General features: G+C 71.1%; 10 protein-coding genes. 4 read left to right on the top strand and 6 right to left on the bottom strand.

Translation table 11 applies throughout. From position 1 onward, the window contains the following. The first annotated feature begins 36 nt into the window (after window positions 1-36). Window positions 37-273, top strand: a complete 237-nt coding sequence (locus tag D0Z67_RS09615; RefSeq protein ID WP_031182305.1) for a hypothetical protein — start codon at window positions 37-39, stop codon at window positions 271-273. A gap of 104 nt (window positions 274-377) precedes the next feature. Then, window positions 378-1,787 (top strand): FAD-dependent monooxygenase, encoded by a 1,410-nt coding sequence (locus D0Z67_RS09610; RefSeq protein WP_031182304.1) that lies wholly within the window; start codon window positions 378-380, stop codon window positions 1,785-1,787. A 5-nt stretch (window positions 1,788-1,792) separates the two neighbouring features. Here the strand turns inward: D0Z67_RS09610 and D0Z67_RS09605 are convergent, their stop codons facing one another. Further along, window positions 1,793-2,569 carry a GntR family transcriptional regulator gene (locus D0Z67_RS09605; RefSeq protein WP_031182303.1) on the bottom strand — a complete coding sequence of 259 codons (777 nt, stop codon included), beginning with the start codon at window positions 2,567-2,569 and terminating at the stop codon, window positions 1,793-1,795. Then, window positions 2,566-3,108, bottom strand: a complete 543-nt coding sequence (locus D0Z67_RS09600) for a UTRA domain-containing protein (RefSeq protein WP_031182302.1) — start codon at window positions 3,106-3,108, stop codon at window positions 2,566-2,568. Before D0Z67_RS09600 ends, D0Z67_RS09605 begins: the two co-directional genes overlap by 4 nt. 142 nt (window positions 3,109-3,250) lie before the next feature. Here D0Z67_RS09600 and D0Z67_RS09595 point away from each other — a divergent pair, with 142 nt between their 5' ends. After that, entirely contained in the window at window positions 3,251-3,664 is a 414-nt protein-coding gene (locus tag D0Z67_RS09595) for an ATP-binding protein (RefSeq protein ID WP_031182301.1), read from the top strand. 56 nt (window positions 3,665-3,720) lie between these two features. On the opposite strand, the gene pepN is transcribed toward D0Z67_RS09595, so the two are convergent. From pepN to D0Z67_RS09580, 3 genes are all read right to left on the bottom strand, one after another. Continuing rightward, on the bottom strand, window positions 3,721-6,291 hold the full coding sequence (gene pepN / locus D0Z67_RS09590; RefSeq protein ID WP_031182300.1) for an aminopeptidase N: 2,571 nt from the start codon (window positions 6,289-6,291) through the stop codon (window positions 3,721-3,723). 138 nt (window positions 6,292-6,429) lie between these two features. Further along, window positions 6,430-7,446: an aspartate-semialdehyde dehydrogenase gene (locus D0Z67_RS09585; RefSeq protein ID WP_031182299.1), complete on the bottom strand. Its 1,017-nt coding sequence runs from the start codon at window positions 7,444-7,446 to the stop codon at window positions 6,430-6,432. Window positions 7,447-7,777: 331 nt separating this feature from the next. Then, entirely contained in the window at window positions 7,778-11,077 is a 3,300-nt protein-coding gene (locus D0Z67_RS09580; protein WP_031182298.1) for a S8 family serine peptidase, read from the bottom strand. Between the two features lie 200 nt (window positions 11,078-11,277). Here D0Z67_RS09580 and D0Z67_RS09575 point away from each other — a divergent pair, with 200 nt between their 5' ends. Beyond that, window positions 11,278-11,745, top strand: coding sequence for an NUDIX hydrolase (locus tag D0Z67_RS09575; RefSeq protein ID WP_199812212.1), 468 nt, complete (start codon window positions 11,278-11,280; stop codon window positions 11,743-11,745). On the opposite strand, the gene D0Z67_RS09570 is transcribed toward D0Z67_RS09575, so the two are convergent. Then, on the bottom strand, window positions 11,742-12,779 hold the full coding sequence (locus D0Z67_RS09570) for a hypothetical protein (RefSeq protein WP_031182296.1): 1,038 nt from the start codon (window positions 12,777-12,779) through the stop codon (window positions 11,742-11,744). The two genes, D0Z67_RS09575 and D0Z67_RS09570, sit on opposite strands and share 4 nt — an antisense overlap. Window positions 12,780-12,974: the final 195 nt, after the last annotated feature.

The raw sequence follows: 12,974 nt of genomic DNA, 5'->3' as shown, positions 1-12,974 counted from the left end.
GCGCGGCCGGTACGGCGGTTCGCTAACTTGGGGAGCGTGGACAAGAAGAACGCCTTGCGCGCCGGAGCCCTGGCGGCCGGCACGACGCTGATGATGCTGCTCATGTCGTCCCCCGCGCTCGCGCTCAGCCGCGACGACGGTGACGACCCCGGCCCCGGTCTCTCCGCCTGGGAGACCATCGGCCTCTACGTGCTGATCCCGGTGGGCCTGTTCGTCGTCATCGCCGGCCTGGTGATGGTGCTGGACAAGTCGCGGCCGTCCTCCAAGAGCTGACGGACCCCTGGTCCCCGGCCGGGGGCGCCTGTCCGCCCGCGTACGCGTGAGGACGGACGGCGCCCCCGGCGTGTTTGTTCCCCCGTTCCCCCGAGGAGCCGCGGATGGCAGGCACCAACGGCGTCGTCGTCGTGGGCTCCGGCCCGACCGGACTGCTTCTCGCCGGTGACCTGGCCGAGGCCGGCGTCCCCGTCACCGTGCTGGAGAAGCGCCCGCCCGGCATCAGCAACCTCACCCGGGCCTTCGCGCTGCACGCCCGCACGCTGGAGCAGCTCGACATGCGGGGCCTCGCGGACGAACTCGAATCCCTCGGCCGTCCCATGACCCGGCTCGGCCTCTTCGACGGCCTCACCCTCGACCTCTCCGGCCTGCCCACCCGCTTCCCGCACGTCCTGGTGATCCCGCAGTACGAGGTGGAACGGGTACTGGAGCGCCGGGCGCGGGAGGCGGGCGCGACGTTCGTCCACGAGGCCGAGGTGACCGCACTGACCCAGGACGCGTCCGGCGTGACGGTCCTCGGGCGGGGCATGGAGCCGCTGCGGGCCGCGTACGTGGTCGGCGCGGACGGCATGCGCAGCGCGGTACGCGAGGCGGTGGGCCTGCCCTTCCCCGGCCGGTCGGTCATCCGCTCGGTGGTCCTGGCCGACGTACGCCTCTCCGAGGACCCGCCGGACCTGCTCACCGCGGGCACGACGGGCGACGCCTTCGCGTTGTTGATCCCCTTCGGCGACGGCTACCACCGGGTCGTCGGCTGGCACCGCTCGCACGACGTCCCCGACGACGCCCCGCTGGACCTCGCCGAGATCCGGGACATCGTCCGCACCGCCCTCGGCCGGGACCACGGCATGCGTGACCCGCGCTGGCTGTCCCGCTTCCACGCCGACGAACGCCAGGCCCCTGCGTACCGCGTGGGCCGCGTCTTCCTCGCCGGCGACGCCGCCCACGTCCACTCCCCGGCGGGCGGGCAGGGCATGAACACGGGGCTCCAGGACGCGGCGAACCTGAGCTGGAAACTGGCCGCGGTGCTCTCCGGCCGCGTGGACGCGTCCCTCCTGGACACGTACGACACCGAACGCCACCCGGTGGGCCGCACCGTCCTCCGCAGCAGCGGCGCCCTGATCCGCCTGGCCATGGCGCACCGCCCCTGGACGCGGGGACTCCGGACGCTCCTGGCGAAGTCGGTCACCCACTTCCCCGCCCTACGCCGCAGAGCCCTCCACCAGGTAACGGGCCTGGGCTACTCATACGGCCACGGCCTCACCGGCAAGCGAGCCCCGGACATCCCGCTACCGTCCGGCACCCGCCTCTACGAGGCTCTGCGGCCGGGCAACTTCGTCCTGCTGACGCAGACCCCTTACGAGGACCCCAGCCGGCCCCACCTCACCACCTCCGCATGGCCCGGCCCAGCGACCGTCCTGATCCGCCCGGACGGCTACGTCGCCTGGTCGGCGAAGTCCCCCACGCCAACAGCCTTGGAGAAGGCGCTACTTGAGCACATGGGCGCGCCGGACTGACCCACTCACTCTGCGGAGAACTCGTACTGAAGCTCGTAGAGATGGCCTGCCTTGACCATGACGGTCGCTTCGACGGGGCGGTCGTCGCTGAACACCACACGCAGGGTGCGGAGCACAGGCAGATCGCTGGGCAGCCTCAGCGCTTGGTACTGCTCCTGCGTCGGAACCCTCGCGGAGACCCGGTCCACGCTGGTGTGGGGTGGGAAGCCGAGTTCGGCCAGGAGTGCCGGGGTGCCGCCTCTGATCTTCCGCTTCTCCGTGATGGCGGTACCTCCTGCGATGGCCATCGGGTAGTACGACTTGACCAGTTCCACGGGCTCGTCGTCGAGGGTGAGGAGCTGTTGACGCAGAAGCACCGTTTCGTCGCCGGTGATCCGCAGGGCGGCGGCCACGTCGGCAGGCGCGGGTGCCTCTCGGACGTCCAGCAGCGTGCTGTGGGCCCGCGTTCCCCGCTTCGCCGTCTCGGTGAGCCAGCGGTACGGCCTTCCCGGCGCTGCCGGGGCCATGTACGAAGCGGGGCGCATGGTGCGCTGCCGGTGCTCGCGGACGGTGACGGCTGCTCCGGCCCGGCCGATGACGAGCTGTTCGTCCTTCAGTATCTGCAACGCCTTCTGGATGGTGGCGTTGGAGGCGGCGAAGCGCTCCTTGAGCTGGACGGTGGACGGCAGGCTGGCGCCCGCTGCAAGGTCGCCGCTCATGATCTCGTCGCGCAGGTCGGCGGCGATCCGCTCGTGCAGGGAGCGTCGATCGAGAGCGCCGGAGTCGTTGATGGGCACGGTCATCCGATCCGAATCTCGTAGCGAAGCTGCTGACGATGGGCGGGCATGACAATCAGGTCCGCCTGGATGGGCTGGTCGGCGTCGTTCAAGGTGAGCCTGCTCAAACGTAGGACCGGTTCGTCGGCTTCCAGATGCAGGGCCTCGCGCTCATCCGGGCCGGGCATCCGGGCTGTCACGTCTTCGCGCACGCGGGCGCCACGGTGGCCGAGCTCGGCGAGAAGGGTCACCGCACCACCGGGAATCTTGCCCCGTTCGGCGAGGCGGGTACCTCGAGCGATGGCAGCCGGGTAGTAGGTGTCGGTCAACTCACAAGGGCGACCATTGAGTTCGATGATCCGGCGACGTACAACCACCGCACCTCCGGCAGCTACCCCGAGCAGATCGGCGACCTCGTCCGATGCGGGCACCTCGCCGGCATGCACGATCCGCTGGCCACCTTTCCCGCCGCGAGCCACCGCCTCCGCGCCCCACGTATCGGACTGCCCCCGATCCCGCGGCGTCAGATACGGCATCGAGGAACTGACCCACCTGCTGTCACTCACGCTGTCCTCCTGTATCGGGGCTTGCCGGTCTACACGTTAGGCGAACCGTCTCGGCCGACTACTCTCAGAGTACCTGTCTGCTTTTCGTGAATGTGGTACGGTTCGGTCGATCTCGTACCTCGGCGCAAGTAGGTGGTGCTCCATGCCCCTGTTACGACAACGACGATTCCCCCGCGCTCGCAGATCCGTCGGAGCTGCCCGCATCTTCGCCGTCGAGACCCTTCAGGAGTGGGGGTACCGCGACCGGCAGGACGACATCCGCCTCTGCGTCTCGGAGTTGGCCACGAACGCAGTACTGCACGGGGTGCCGCCGGGGCGCGAGTTCCTGCTCGCCCTCACGGTTGACGATGCTTCGGTGCGCATCGAGGTACGTGACAGCGGCGGGGGAGTGCCGGTGGTCAAGGAGGGCGGGGCAGAGGAGACCGGCGGCAGGGGACTGCGGCTTGTGCGCACGCTGGCCGACGACTTCGGGGTGACCGCCCACAACCCCGGTAAAACGGTCTGGACTGTGTTCAAGGCCGCCCCGGTGTGCGATGCGGGGGAGCGCCGGTCGTAACGACAAGGAGGGGCGCCCGGCACAGTGCCGGGCGCCCCTTTCGTGCTGCTACTCGGTCACGCCGAAGCCGCGTCCGCCCGCTGGGCCTTCAGCGCCCGCTCCACGCCCGCGCGGGACTCGGAGATCAGGCGGCGCAGAGCCGGGGTGGGCTCAGTCGCCGTCAGCCAGGCGTCCGTCTTGCGCAGGGTCTCCTCCGAGACCTGGACCGACGGGTAGAGGCCGACCGCGATCTGCTGGGCCATCTCGTGGGAGCGCGAGTCCCAGGCGGACTTGACGGAGTCGAAGTAGCGGTCGATGTACGGGGCGAGGAGTTCGCGCTGGTCGGTCTGGACGAAACCGATGATCACCGCTTCCTGGACGGCGTTGGGGAGCTTGTCGGACTCGACGACCGAGGCCCACGCCTCCGCCTTCGCCTCGGCGGTGGGGCGGGCCGCGCGGGCGGTGGCCGCGTGGCGCTCGCCGGCGGCGGTGCGGTCGCGCTCGTACTCGGCGGCGATCTCCGCCTCGTCGTAGCGGCCCACCGCGGCGAGGCGCTCCACGAACGCCCAGCGCAGCTCGGTGTCGACGGCGAGGCCCTCGACGGTCCGGGAGCCGTCCAGCAGCGCCTCCAGCAGGTCGAGCTGCTCCGGCGTCCGGGCGGTCGCCGCGAAGGCGCGCGCCCAGGCCAGCTGGTGGTCGCTGCCCGCCTCGGCCGCGCGGAGGTGGGCGAGGGTCGCCTCGGTCCAGCGGGTCAGCAGGGTCTCGCGGGCCGCCGGGTCGGCGTACAGGTCGATGGCCAGCTTGGCCTGCCGGTGCAGGGACTGCACGACACCGATGTCGGACTCCTTGCCGATGCCGGACAGCACCAGCGAGAGGTAGTCACGGGTGGCCAGCTCGCCGTCCCGCGTCATGTCCCACGCCGACGCCCAGCTCAGCGCGCGCGGCAGCGACTCCGCGAAGTCACCGAGGTGCTCGGTGACGACCGCGAGGGACTCCTCGTCCATGCGGGCCTTCGCGTACGACAGGTCGTCGTCGTTGAGCAGGATCACGGCCGGCCGGCGGACACCGGTCAGCTCGGGCACGGCCGTCAGCTCGCCGTCCACGTCCAGCTCGACCCGCTTCACCCGGACCAGCTTGCCCGCGTCGTCCAGGTCGTAGAAGCCGATCGCGATGCGGTGCGGGCGCAGCGTCGGCTCGCCCTTGGCGCCCACGGGGAGCGCGGGGGCCTCCTGGCGGACCGCGAAGGAGGTGATCACACCGTCCGCGCCGGTCTCCAGCTCGGGACGCAGGACGTTGATCCCCGCCGTCTCCAGCCACGCCTTCGACCAGGTCTTCAGATCGCGCCCGGAGGTCTCCTCCAGCGCGCCCAGCAGGTCGGAGAGGCGCGTGTTGCCGAACGCGTGGCGCTTGAAGTACGCCTGCACGCCCCGGAAGAACTCGTCCTCACCGACGTACGCCACGAGCTGCTTGAGCACCGAGGCGCCCTTGGCGTACGTGATGCCGTCGAAGTTGACGAGGACGTCGTCGAGATCCCGGATCTCGGCCATGATCGGGTGCGTGGAGGGGAGCTGGTCCTGCCGGTACGCCCACGTCTTCATGGAGTTGGCGAACGTGGTCCACGCGTGCGGCCAGCGCGAGCCGGGCGCGGACGCCTGGCAGGCGATGGAGGTGAAGGTGGCGAACGACTCGTTCAGCCACAGGTCGTTCCACCACTCCATGGTGACCAGGTCGCCGAACCACATGTGCGCCAGCTCGTGCAGGATCGTCTCCGCCCGTACCTCGTACGCCGCGTCGGTCACCTTGGACCGGAAGACGTACTGGTCGCGGATGGTCACCGCGCCCGCGTTCTCCATCGCGCCCGCGTTGAACTCCGGTACGAACAGCTGGTCGTACTTCTCGAAGGGGTACGCGTAGTCGAACTTCTCCTGGAACCAGTCGAAGCCCTGCCGGGTGACCTCGAAGATCGCGTCGGCGTCGAGGTGTTCGGCGAGCGAGGGCCGGCAGTAGATGCCGAGCGGCACGGACTGCCCGTCCTTCTCGTACACGCTGTGCACCGAGTGGTACGGGCCCACGATCAGCGCGGTGATGTACGTCGAGATGCGCGGGGTCGGCGCGAACGCCCAGACGTTGTCCTTGGGCTCCGGCGTCGGGGAGTTGGAGATCACGGTCCAGCCCTCGGGCGCGGTCACCGTGAACCGGAACGTCGCCTTGAGGTCCGGCTGCTCGAAGTTGGCGAACACGCGCCGCGCGTCCGGCACCTCGAACTGCGTGTACAGGTACGCCTGTTCGTCGACCGGGTCCACGAACCGGTGCAGACCCTCACCGGTGTTGGTGTACGCGCAGTCGGCCACCACCCGCAGGATGTTGCGGCCCTCCAGCAGACCGGGCAGCGCGATCCGGGACTCCTTGAAGACCTCCGCCGGGTCCAGCGCGTCCCCGTTGAGCGTCACCTCGCGCACGGCCGGTGCCACCAGGTCGATGAAGGACTCGGCGCCGGACTCGGCCACGTCGAAGCGCACCGTGGTGACGGACCGGAAGGTCCCGCCCTCCTGCGCGCCGGAAAGGTCGAGATCGATCTCGTACGAGTCGACGCTGAGCAGGTCGGCCCGCTGCTGCGCCTCTTCCCGAGTCAGGTTTGTGCCAGGCACGCGGTCATCTCCTCGTTATGTGTGGGTTGCGCCATCCTTCCACGGGAGATCCGCGAACGCGATGTCCTTATGCCGCCGGTCACCGGCACCAGAAGGGGCGCGCACCGGAACCGGTGCGCGCCCCTTCTCGAAGCGGGCTCAGCTCTTCAGCTCGGCCGCCACCAGCTCCGCGATCTGTACCGCGTTGAGCGCGGCGCCCTTGCGGAGGTTGTCGTTGGAGATGAACAGGGCGAGGCCGTTGTCCACCGTCTCGTCGGTGCGGATGCGGCCCACGTACGAGGGGTCCTGGCCGGCCGCCTGGAGCGGGGTCGGGATCTCGGAGAGGGCGACACCCGGCGCCTGCGCCAGCAGCTCGGTCGCGCGCTCGACGGAGATCGGGCGGGCGAAGCGGGCGTTGACCTGGAGGGAGTGGCCGGAGAAGACCGGGACGCGCACACAGGTGCCGGAGACCTTCAGTCCGGGGATCTCCAGGATCTTGCGGGACTCGTTGCGGAGCTTCTGCTCCTCGTCGGTCTCGTGCAGACCGTCGTCCACGATGGAGCCGGCCAGCGGGAGCACGTTGAAGGCGATCGGGCGCTTGTAGACGCCCGGCTCGGGGAAGTCCACCGCGTCGCCGTCGTGGGTCAGCTTGTCGGCGTCGGCGATGACCTTCTGCGCCTGCCCGTGCAGCTCGGCCACGCCCGCGAGACCCGAGCCGGAGACCGCCTGGTAGGTGGCGACGACCAGCGCCTCGAGCCCGGCCTCCTCGTGCAGCGGGCTCAGTACCGGCATCGCGGCCATCGTGGTGCAGTTCGGGTTGGCGATGATGCCCTTGGGGCGGTCCGCGATGGCGTGCGGGTTCACCTCGGAGACCACCAGGGGCACCTCGGGGTCCCGGCGCCAGGCCGAGGAGTTGTCGATCACGACCGGGCCCTGCGCGGCGACCTTCTCCGCGAGCGCCTTGGAGGTGGCGCCGCCGGCCGAGAAGAGCACGATGTCGAGGCCGGAGTAGTCGGCGGCCGAGGCGTCCTCCACCGTGACGCCGTCCAGCACGGTCCCGGCCGAGCGGGCGGAGGCGAACAGGCGCAGCTCGGTGACCGGGAAGTCCCGCTCCTTGAGGATCTTGCGCATGACCGTGCCGACCTGACCGGTGGCTCCGACGATTCCGACCCTCACGACGACTCCCTCTGTCTGTCCCAGTACCGGGTCACTTGCTTGACCGGCACTTTTCCATCATGCGGCCGACACAGGGCCGCGTGTCCAATCCTTTGTACGGATGTGCCCGATGTGAGGGACACCCGTAGCCGGACGAACGGTTGCGGACCTGCGGTCCCGCGCGGGGAGCGGCCGTAGAAGTTCCCTCCCCCGGACCCGTCGGCCGCAAGCCGTGCTGTCCGGCCCCTGCCCGTCCGGCCCACCGCCATACGGAGGTGTGACGCACGCCGCACACGCCGAAGGGGCGGGCGCCCACCAGGACACCCGCCCCTTCGGCCGGAGACTCACACCGCTACGGCGTGACCTTGCCGATCTGCACACTCGCGGTACCCGCGACCGTGCCGCGCGCGTTCACGAGCTGGACGCGGCCGAAGAACTCGCGGCCCGCCGGGGCCTCGGCGGCGGCCGTGACCTGGCCGGTCACCGTGGCGGAGGCGCCCGTGGCGAGCTTCACCGGGGAGCCGTCGACCGTGACCGCGCCGAGGGTGTCGGAGAAGAACACGTCCCGGTAGTCGTAGTCGGTGGAGCCGGCCGGGACGGAGTAGCCCACGACCTGGACGGTGTAGGTACCCGCGGCGGGGGAGACGATGGAGACGGCCTCCTCGGAGTCGCCGTCGGCGGACTGGCCGACCAGCTTGCCCGCGGCGTCGTACACCGCGAGGTCGAGGTCGGCGGCCGGGTCCGAGACCTTGCCGATGGCCACGTCCAGCGACTTGGCGCCGGCCGGGACGTCGACCGTGGTGGTCGCGGTCTCGCCCTCCTTGATCGCCGGGCGGGCGGCCTTCGCGGAGCCGAGCGGGCCGCCGGTCAGCTTGCCGTCGAGCGCGGCGTACTTGTTGGTGACCTTCCAGGACGCGGTGGCCGGGACGCCCACCTTGGCCTCGGGCACCGTCACGGTCTCCGGGTCGAAGACCGCGCCGAGCACGGAGACGTCCAGCTGGTAGGGGTTGTCCAGCAGGGGAGAGGTGCGGCGCGCCTCGACCTCGACCTCCCAGACACCGGCCTGCGGGTCGGCGTAGGAGCGCACGTCGGGCTTGCAGCCGTTGCCGTCGAGGTAGTTGTTGTAGCAGTACGGAGTGCTGGTGTTGTCGACCGGCGTCCCGTAGGGGTGGATGGCGATGAAGCGGGTCTGGCTGCCGGACTTCAGGCCGCCGATGGCCACCTCCAGCGACTTCGCGCCCTCGGGCACGGTCAGGAAGTAGGACCGGGTGCTGTTGCGCTGCACCGAGGCGGAGAAGGAGCGGGCGTAGTCCACCGGGCTCGCCACCACGACCGTGGTGAGGATCTGCTTGTCGACGCCCACGGTCAGCGGGTCGTCCACGCGCAGGATCGCACTCTTGAGCCCGGCCGACCTCGGCGCGGCCTCGACCTTGACGGTGACCGGCTGGTTCAGCGGCAGCCGCACCAGCGGGCTGCCGACGACGCGGTAGGTGTGCTCCGGGTCGTTGGCGAAGCTCAGCAGGTGCCACACCGCGCGGTCGGCGCCGGTGGTGCGGGTGACCGTGACCTCGTACATCTTGCGCTGGCCGGACTTCAGGCCGCCCTCGCGGTCGTACAGGCCGGTGCCGAAGCCGGGGGTCTTCAGGGCGCCGTCGAGCGCGGTGTCGACGGGGGCCCTGACGTCGTACTCGTGCGCCGAGGCGCCGAGCCGGATCGCGGTCCAGGCGTCCACGACGTCGATCAGGCCGGAGCCCTCCTCGTACGCCTGCGCGCCCTTGATGTGGTGCGCGGTCGAGGTTAGCGCGGTGCGCAGCACGGCCGGGGTGAGGTCGATGTTCTTCTGCTTGGCTGCGCTGAGCAGCAGCGCGCCGGCGCCGGCGGCCTGCGGGGAGGCCATCGAGGTGCCCTGGAGCATCGAGTAGCCGGCGGGCAGGGTGTAGCCCGCCTCGGCGACCGGGGAGCCGGGCAGCCAGGTCTGGGTGGTGTTGATCGCGGCGCCGGGCGCGGTGATGGTCGGCGTGAACCCGCCGTCCTCACGCGGGCCGCGCGAGGAGAACGGCATCAGCGCGTACGGGGTCGTCACCGCCGAGCCGTAGTTCGCCGCCCAGGTCTCCTTGGAGATCGCGGCGCCGACCGAGATGACCTTGTCGGCCAGGCCGGGGTCGCCGATGGTGTTGGCGCCGGGGCCGGAGTTGCCGGCCGAGATGACGAGCTGGACGCCGTAGGTGTCGATGAGCCGGGTGTACAGCGCGGCGCGGGCGTTGTTGCCGTCGTTCAGCGCCGGGAGACCGCCGATGGACATGTTGACGATGTCCACGCCCCGGTTGGTCACCAGGTCGATCATGCCCTCCGTGAGGGCGACGTTGGTGCAGCCGCCGGACCAGGTGCAGGCGCGCGAGGAGACGATCCTGGCGCCGGGCGCGGCACCGTTCATCTTCCCGCCGAACAGCCCGTTGGCCGCGGTGATGCCCGCGACATGGGTGCCGTGCTCGGACTCGATGACGCCGATGTTGACGTAGTCGGCCTTGGCGCCCGAGGCGTTGTAGACGACGTCCTTGCGGATCTCGACCACGAACGGGATGCGCTCCACGACGTCCGTCGTCGGGTCGTCGGTGCCGAAGTAGCCGATCTGGTAGCCGTCCTTGTACGGCTTCATCGGCGGGTTGTCGGTGAAGTCCAGGTCGTCGTCGGTGTCGACGCGGACCGTGCCGGTGGCCGGGTCGTACAGCACGCCCCAGGCGTCGGTGGTGTCACCGTCGCGGTTGAGGTCGCCCTTCATGTCGCCGCCGGCGGTCGCGGACTCGTACAGGTAGTTGAACTTGTACGAGCCCTCCGGGGCCTTGAAGGTCTCCGCGTTCGCACCGGTGCCGACGGAGAAGGACGGGCCGGAGACCGCCGCGGTCATCCGCCGCCAGGTGCCGTCGCCGTCGCTCACCGGGTCGGTGGCGGTGACCCAGTCCACGATCTTGCGCTCACCGGTGCTGGTCTTCTGCAGCGCGGGGTGGCCGAGGTCCACCCCGGAGTCGAGGATGCCGATGGTGACCCCGCGCCCGTCCGCCTTCGGGTTCCTCTGCACGAAGTCGACGGCACCGGTCTCGAAGGACGGGTTGTACGGGTTCTTCGCCGGGGTCCTGCTGCCGGGCGCCGGGTAAGTGGCCTCCGTACGGGCGTTCTTGGCGTCCTTCGCGGTGTCCGCGCCCGGCGCCGGGTCGTCCAGCGGGATCTCCTGGCGCAGGTCGATCGCCTGCACCGAGGAGAGCTTCGCCGCGGCGGCGATGACCGAGTCCGCCTTGGTGGTCGGGACGGTGGCGCGGACGTAGCCGACCTTGTCGAAGGTGCGGCCCACGGTGCCGGCGGCGTCGAGCTGGGAGGCGACCTGTCCGGTGGCGCCCGGCGCGGTGGCGATCATCATCGTGACGCTCTTGGCGCCGTCCGCCTTGGCCTCCGCCAGCCGGTCGGCGTCGTCCGCGCCGAGCTTGCGGGGCGCGGGCTTGGCGCCGGGGTCGGCGGCCTGGGCGGGCGGCGCGTCGGCGGCGAGCGCCATGGGCACGGGGCCGGCCGCGCAGAGGGCGGCTACCACGCCGGCGGCCAGCGTCAGGCGCGCCAGGCGTCTCGGGCCGGGTATGGGGTCACGGTCGGGGGAGTGGGTCATCGCATCCCTTAGTCGGTGAGGGTTGTCCGCGAGGTCCGGTGCCGGACCAGCGCAGCCTTTCCCAAGCGACCGGATTTTGGGGTTCGTTGACCGAAACGAGATCGATGTATGGGGAAAACCCGCGATGCGATGTGTGCGGTTGGGGACCGAATGAGCCCGAATTCACTCGTTTCCCGCACCGGACGCGCTAACGTCCCGTCATGCGACGCAAGTTGAGGGTGGCGGCCTACGCCGTGTGTGTCCGCGACGGACAGCTCCTGCTCGCCCGCTCACCCGCGCGGGGCGGCGGCCACGAGTGGGTACTGCCGGGCGGCGGCGCCGAGTTCGGCGAGGACCCGTACGACACCGTGCGCCGCGAGGTGGCCGAGGAGACCGGGTACCGGGTGGAGGTGACCGACCTGCTCGGCGTGCACACCAACCGGGCGGTGCTGCCCGGCCGTTTCCCCGGCCGCCAGATCGACCACCACGGGGTCCGGCTGCTGTACGCGGCGCACGTCACCGGCGGTGAACTCCGCTACGAGGTGGGCGGCTCCACCGACCTGGCCGCCTGGCACGACCTGGGTGCCGTGCCCGGCCTGACCCGCGTCTCCCTGGTCGACACCGCCCTCGGTCTGTGGCGCGACCGCCCGCCCACCGGCCGCCTGGGCACGCTGGGCGAGACCGGCTAGCGGGGCAGCACCACCACATACGCGGCCGGGTCGCGGTCGCCGGCGGCCATCAGGGCCGTGCGGACGACCGCGGCCTGCTGTTCGGCCGCTTCCCTGAGCTTCTTCGGGGTGATGTGGACGACCGTGATGCCGAGCCGCTCCAGGTGCTCCCGCTTGCGGGCGTACTCCGACCAGGTCGCGTCCTCGTCCTGGCGCGGGGCCCGGGTGTCCAGCTCGACGGCGACCGCCTGCTCGGGCCAGTAGGCGTCCAGGCCGCCCAGGTGGGGGCCGCCGGGCAGGCGCAGGTCCACGTTCCACACCGGGTCGGGCAGCCCGTACCCGGTGACCATCCGGTACAGCCGGTCCTCGGCGACCGCGCGGCCCTCGGCCACCAGCGAGTCCACCGCGTCCACCACATGGGCCCGGCCCATCAGCCTGGCCTCGGTCAACTCCCGTACCAGCCCTGCCGGATCGCAGTGGCCGTCGCGTACCGCCTCGGCCAGCAGCCGCCGTACCGTGTCCGCGTCCGTCAGATGGGCCACCGCGTCCGCGACCGCCCGCGCCACCGGGGCCACCGGCAGGCCCGCGACGGGCCGCGCCGCCGGGAGGTCCGCGGTGCGCACCACCCGCACATAGCCGGTCGAGCGCAGCCGGCGAAGCCGGGGGACCAGGACGTCGATCCGCTCCAGGGAGAGCAGCGGGGGCGCGGAGGGCAGGCCGTGCAGGGCGAGGGCGGCCAGGCCGGTGAGCATCGCCTCGGCGTAGGCACCCCGGTGCGGGTCGCCCGCGCCGGGCTGGGCGGGCACACCGGGCACGGACTCGCGGGAGGCGTACAGCAGCGCGCCGTGCAGGCGCTCCTCGCTCGTGGGCGAACCGGGGTGCAGCAGGACCACGTTGGGCAGCAGCAGCCGCCAGGGGCCGTCGGCCCGGCACCGCTCGTTCAGCTCGGCGGTGGTCACCCCGTGGGTGCGCAGCTGGGCGGCGGTGAGGACCCGGCGGTGGACCTCGGTGAGGTGGCGGAGGGGGCGGGGGGAGAGCGGGGTGTCGTGCGTCATGGCTCTGGAATGCCCTACTTCCGGCCCACCCGTAACCGCTGTTACACATTCGTCGAACAATGCGGACAACACGGTACTAAAGGACGGGTGTTCGGATGCCGACTAGGCGGCCAAAACCCCTGGTCCGATCGGGAAGGACCAGGGGTTACGGGGCGCCGTGCCCGGATTCCGTAACGGTCACCGGGTGCCGAAGCT

This window comes from Streptomyces seoulensis (assembly GCF_004328625.1).
In the GTDB taxonomy this organism is placed as follows: Bacteria; Actinomycetota; Actinomycetes; order Streptomycetales; family Streptomycetaceae; genus Streptomyces; species Streptomyces seoulensis.
This window is presented reverse-complemented; position numbering and strand designations above follow the sequence as displayed.

Bases quoted from the DNA above. Each gene is read 5' to 3' on its own strand.
- D0Z67_RS09610 (WP_031182304.1), top strand. From the start codon at position 378: ATGGCAGGCACCAACGGCGTCGTCGTCGTGGGCTCCGGCCCGACCGGA.
- D0Z67_RS09605 (WP_031182303.1), bottom strand. From the start codon at position 2,569: ATGACCGTGCCCATCAACGACTCCGGCGCTCTCGATCGACGCTCCCTG.
- D0Z67_RS09595 (WP_031182301.1), top strand. From the start codon at position 3,251: ATGCCCCTGTTACGACAACGACGATTCCCCCGCGCTCGCAGATCCGTC.
- D0Z67_RS09580 (WP_031182298.1), bottom strand. From the start codon at position 11,077: ATGACCCACTCCCCCGACCGTGACCCCATACCCGGCCCGAGACGCCTG.
- D0Z67_RS09575 (WP_199812212.1), top strand. From the start codon at position 11,278: ATGCGACGCAAGTTGAGGGTGGCGGCCTACGCCGTGTGTGTCCGCGAC.
- D0Z67_RS09570 (WP_031182296.1), bottom strand. From the start codon at position 12,779: ATGACGCACGACACCCCGCTCTCCCCCCGCCCCCTCCGCCACCTCACC.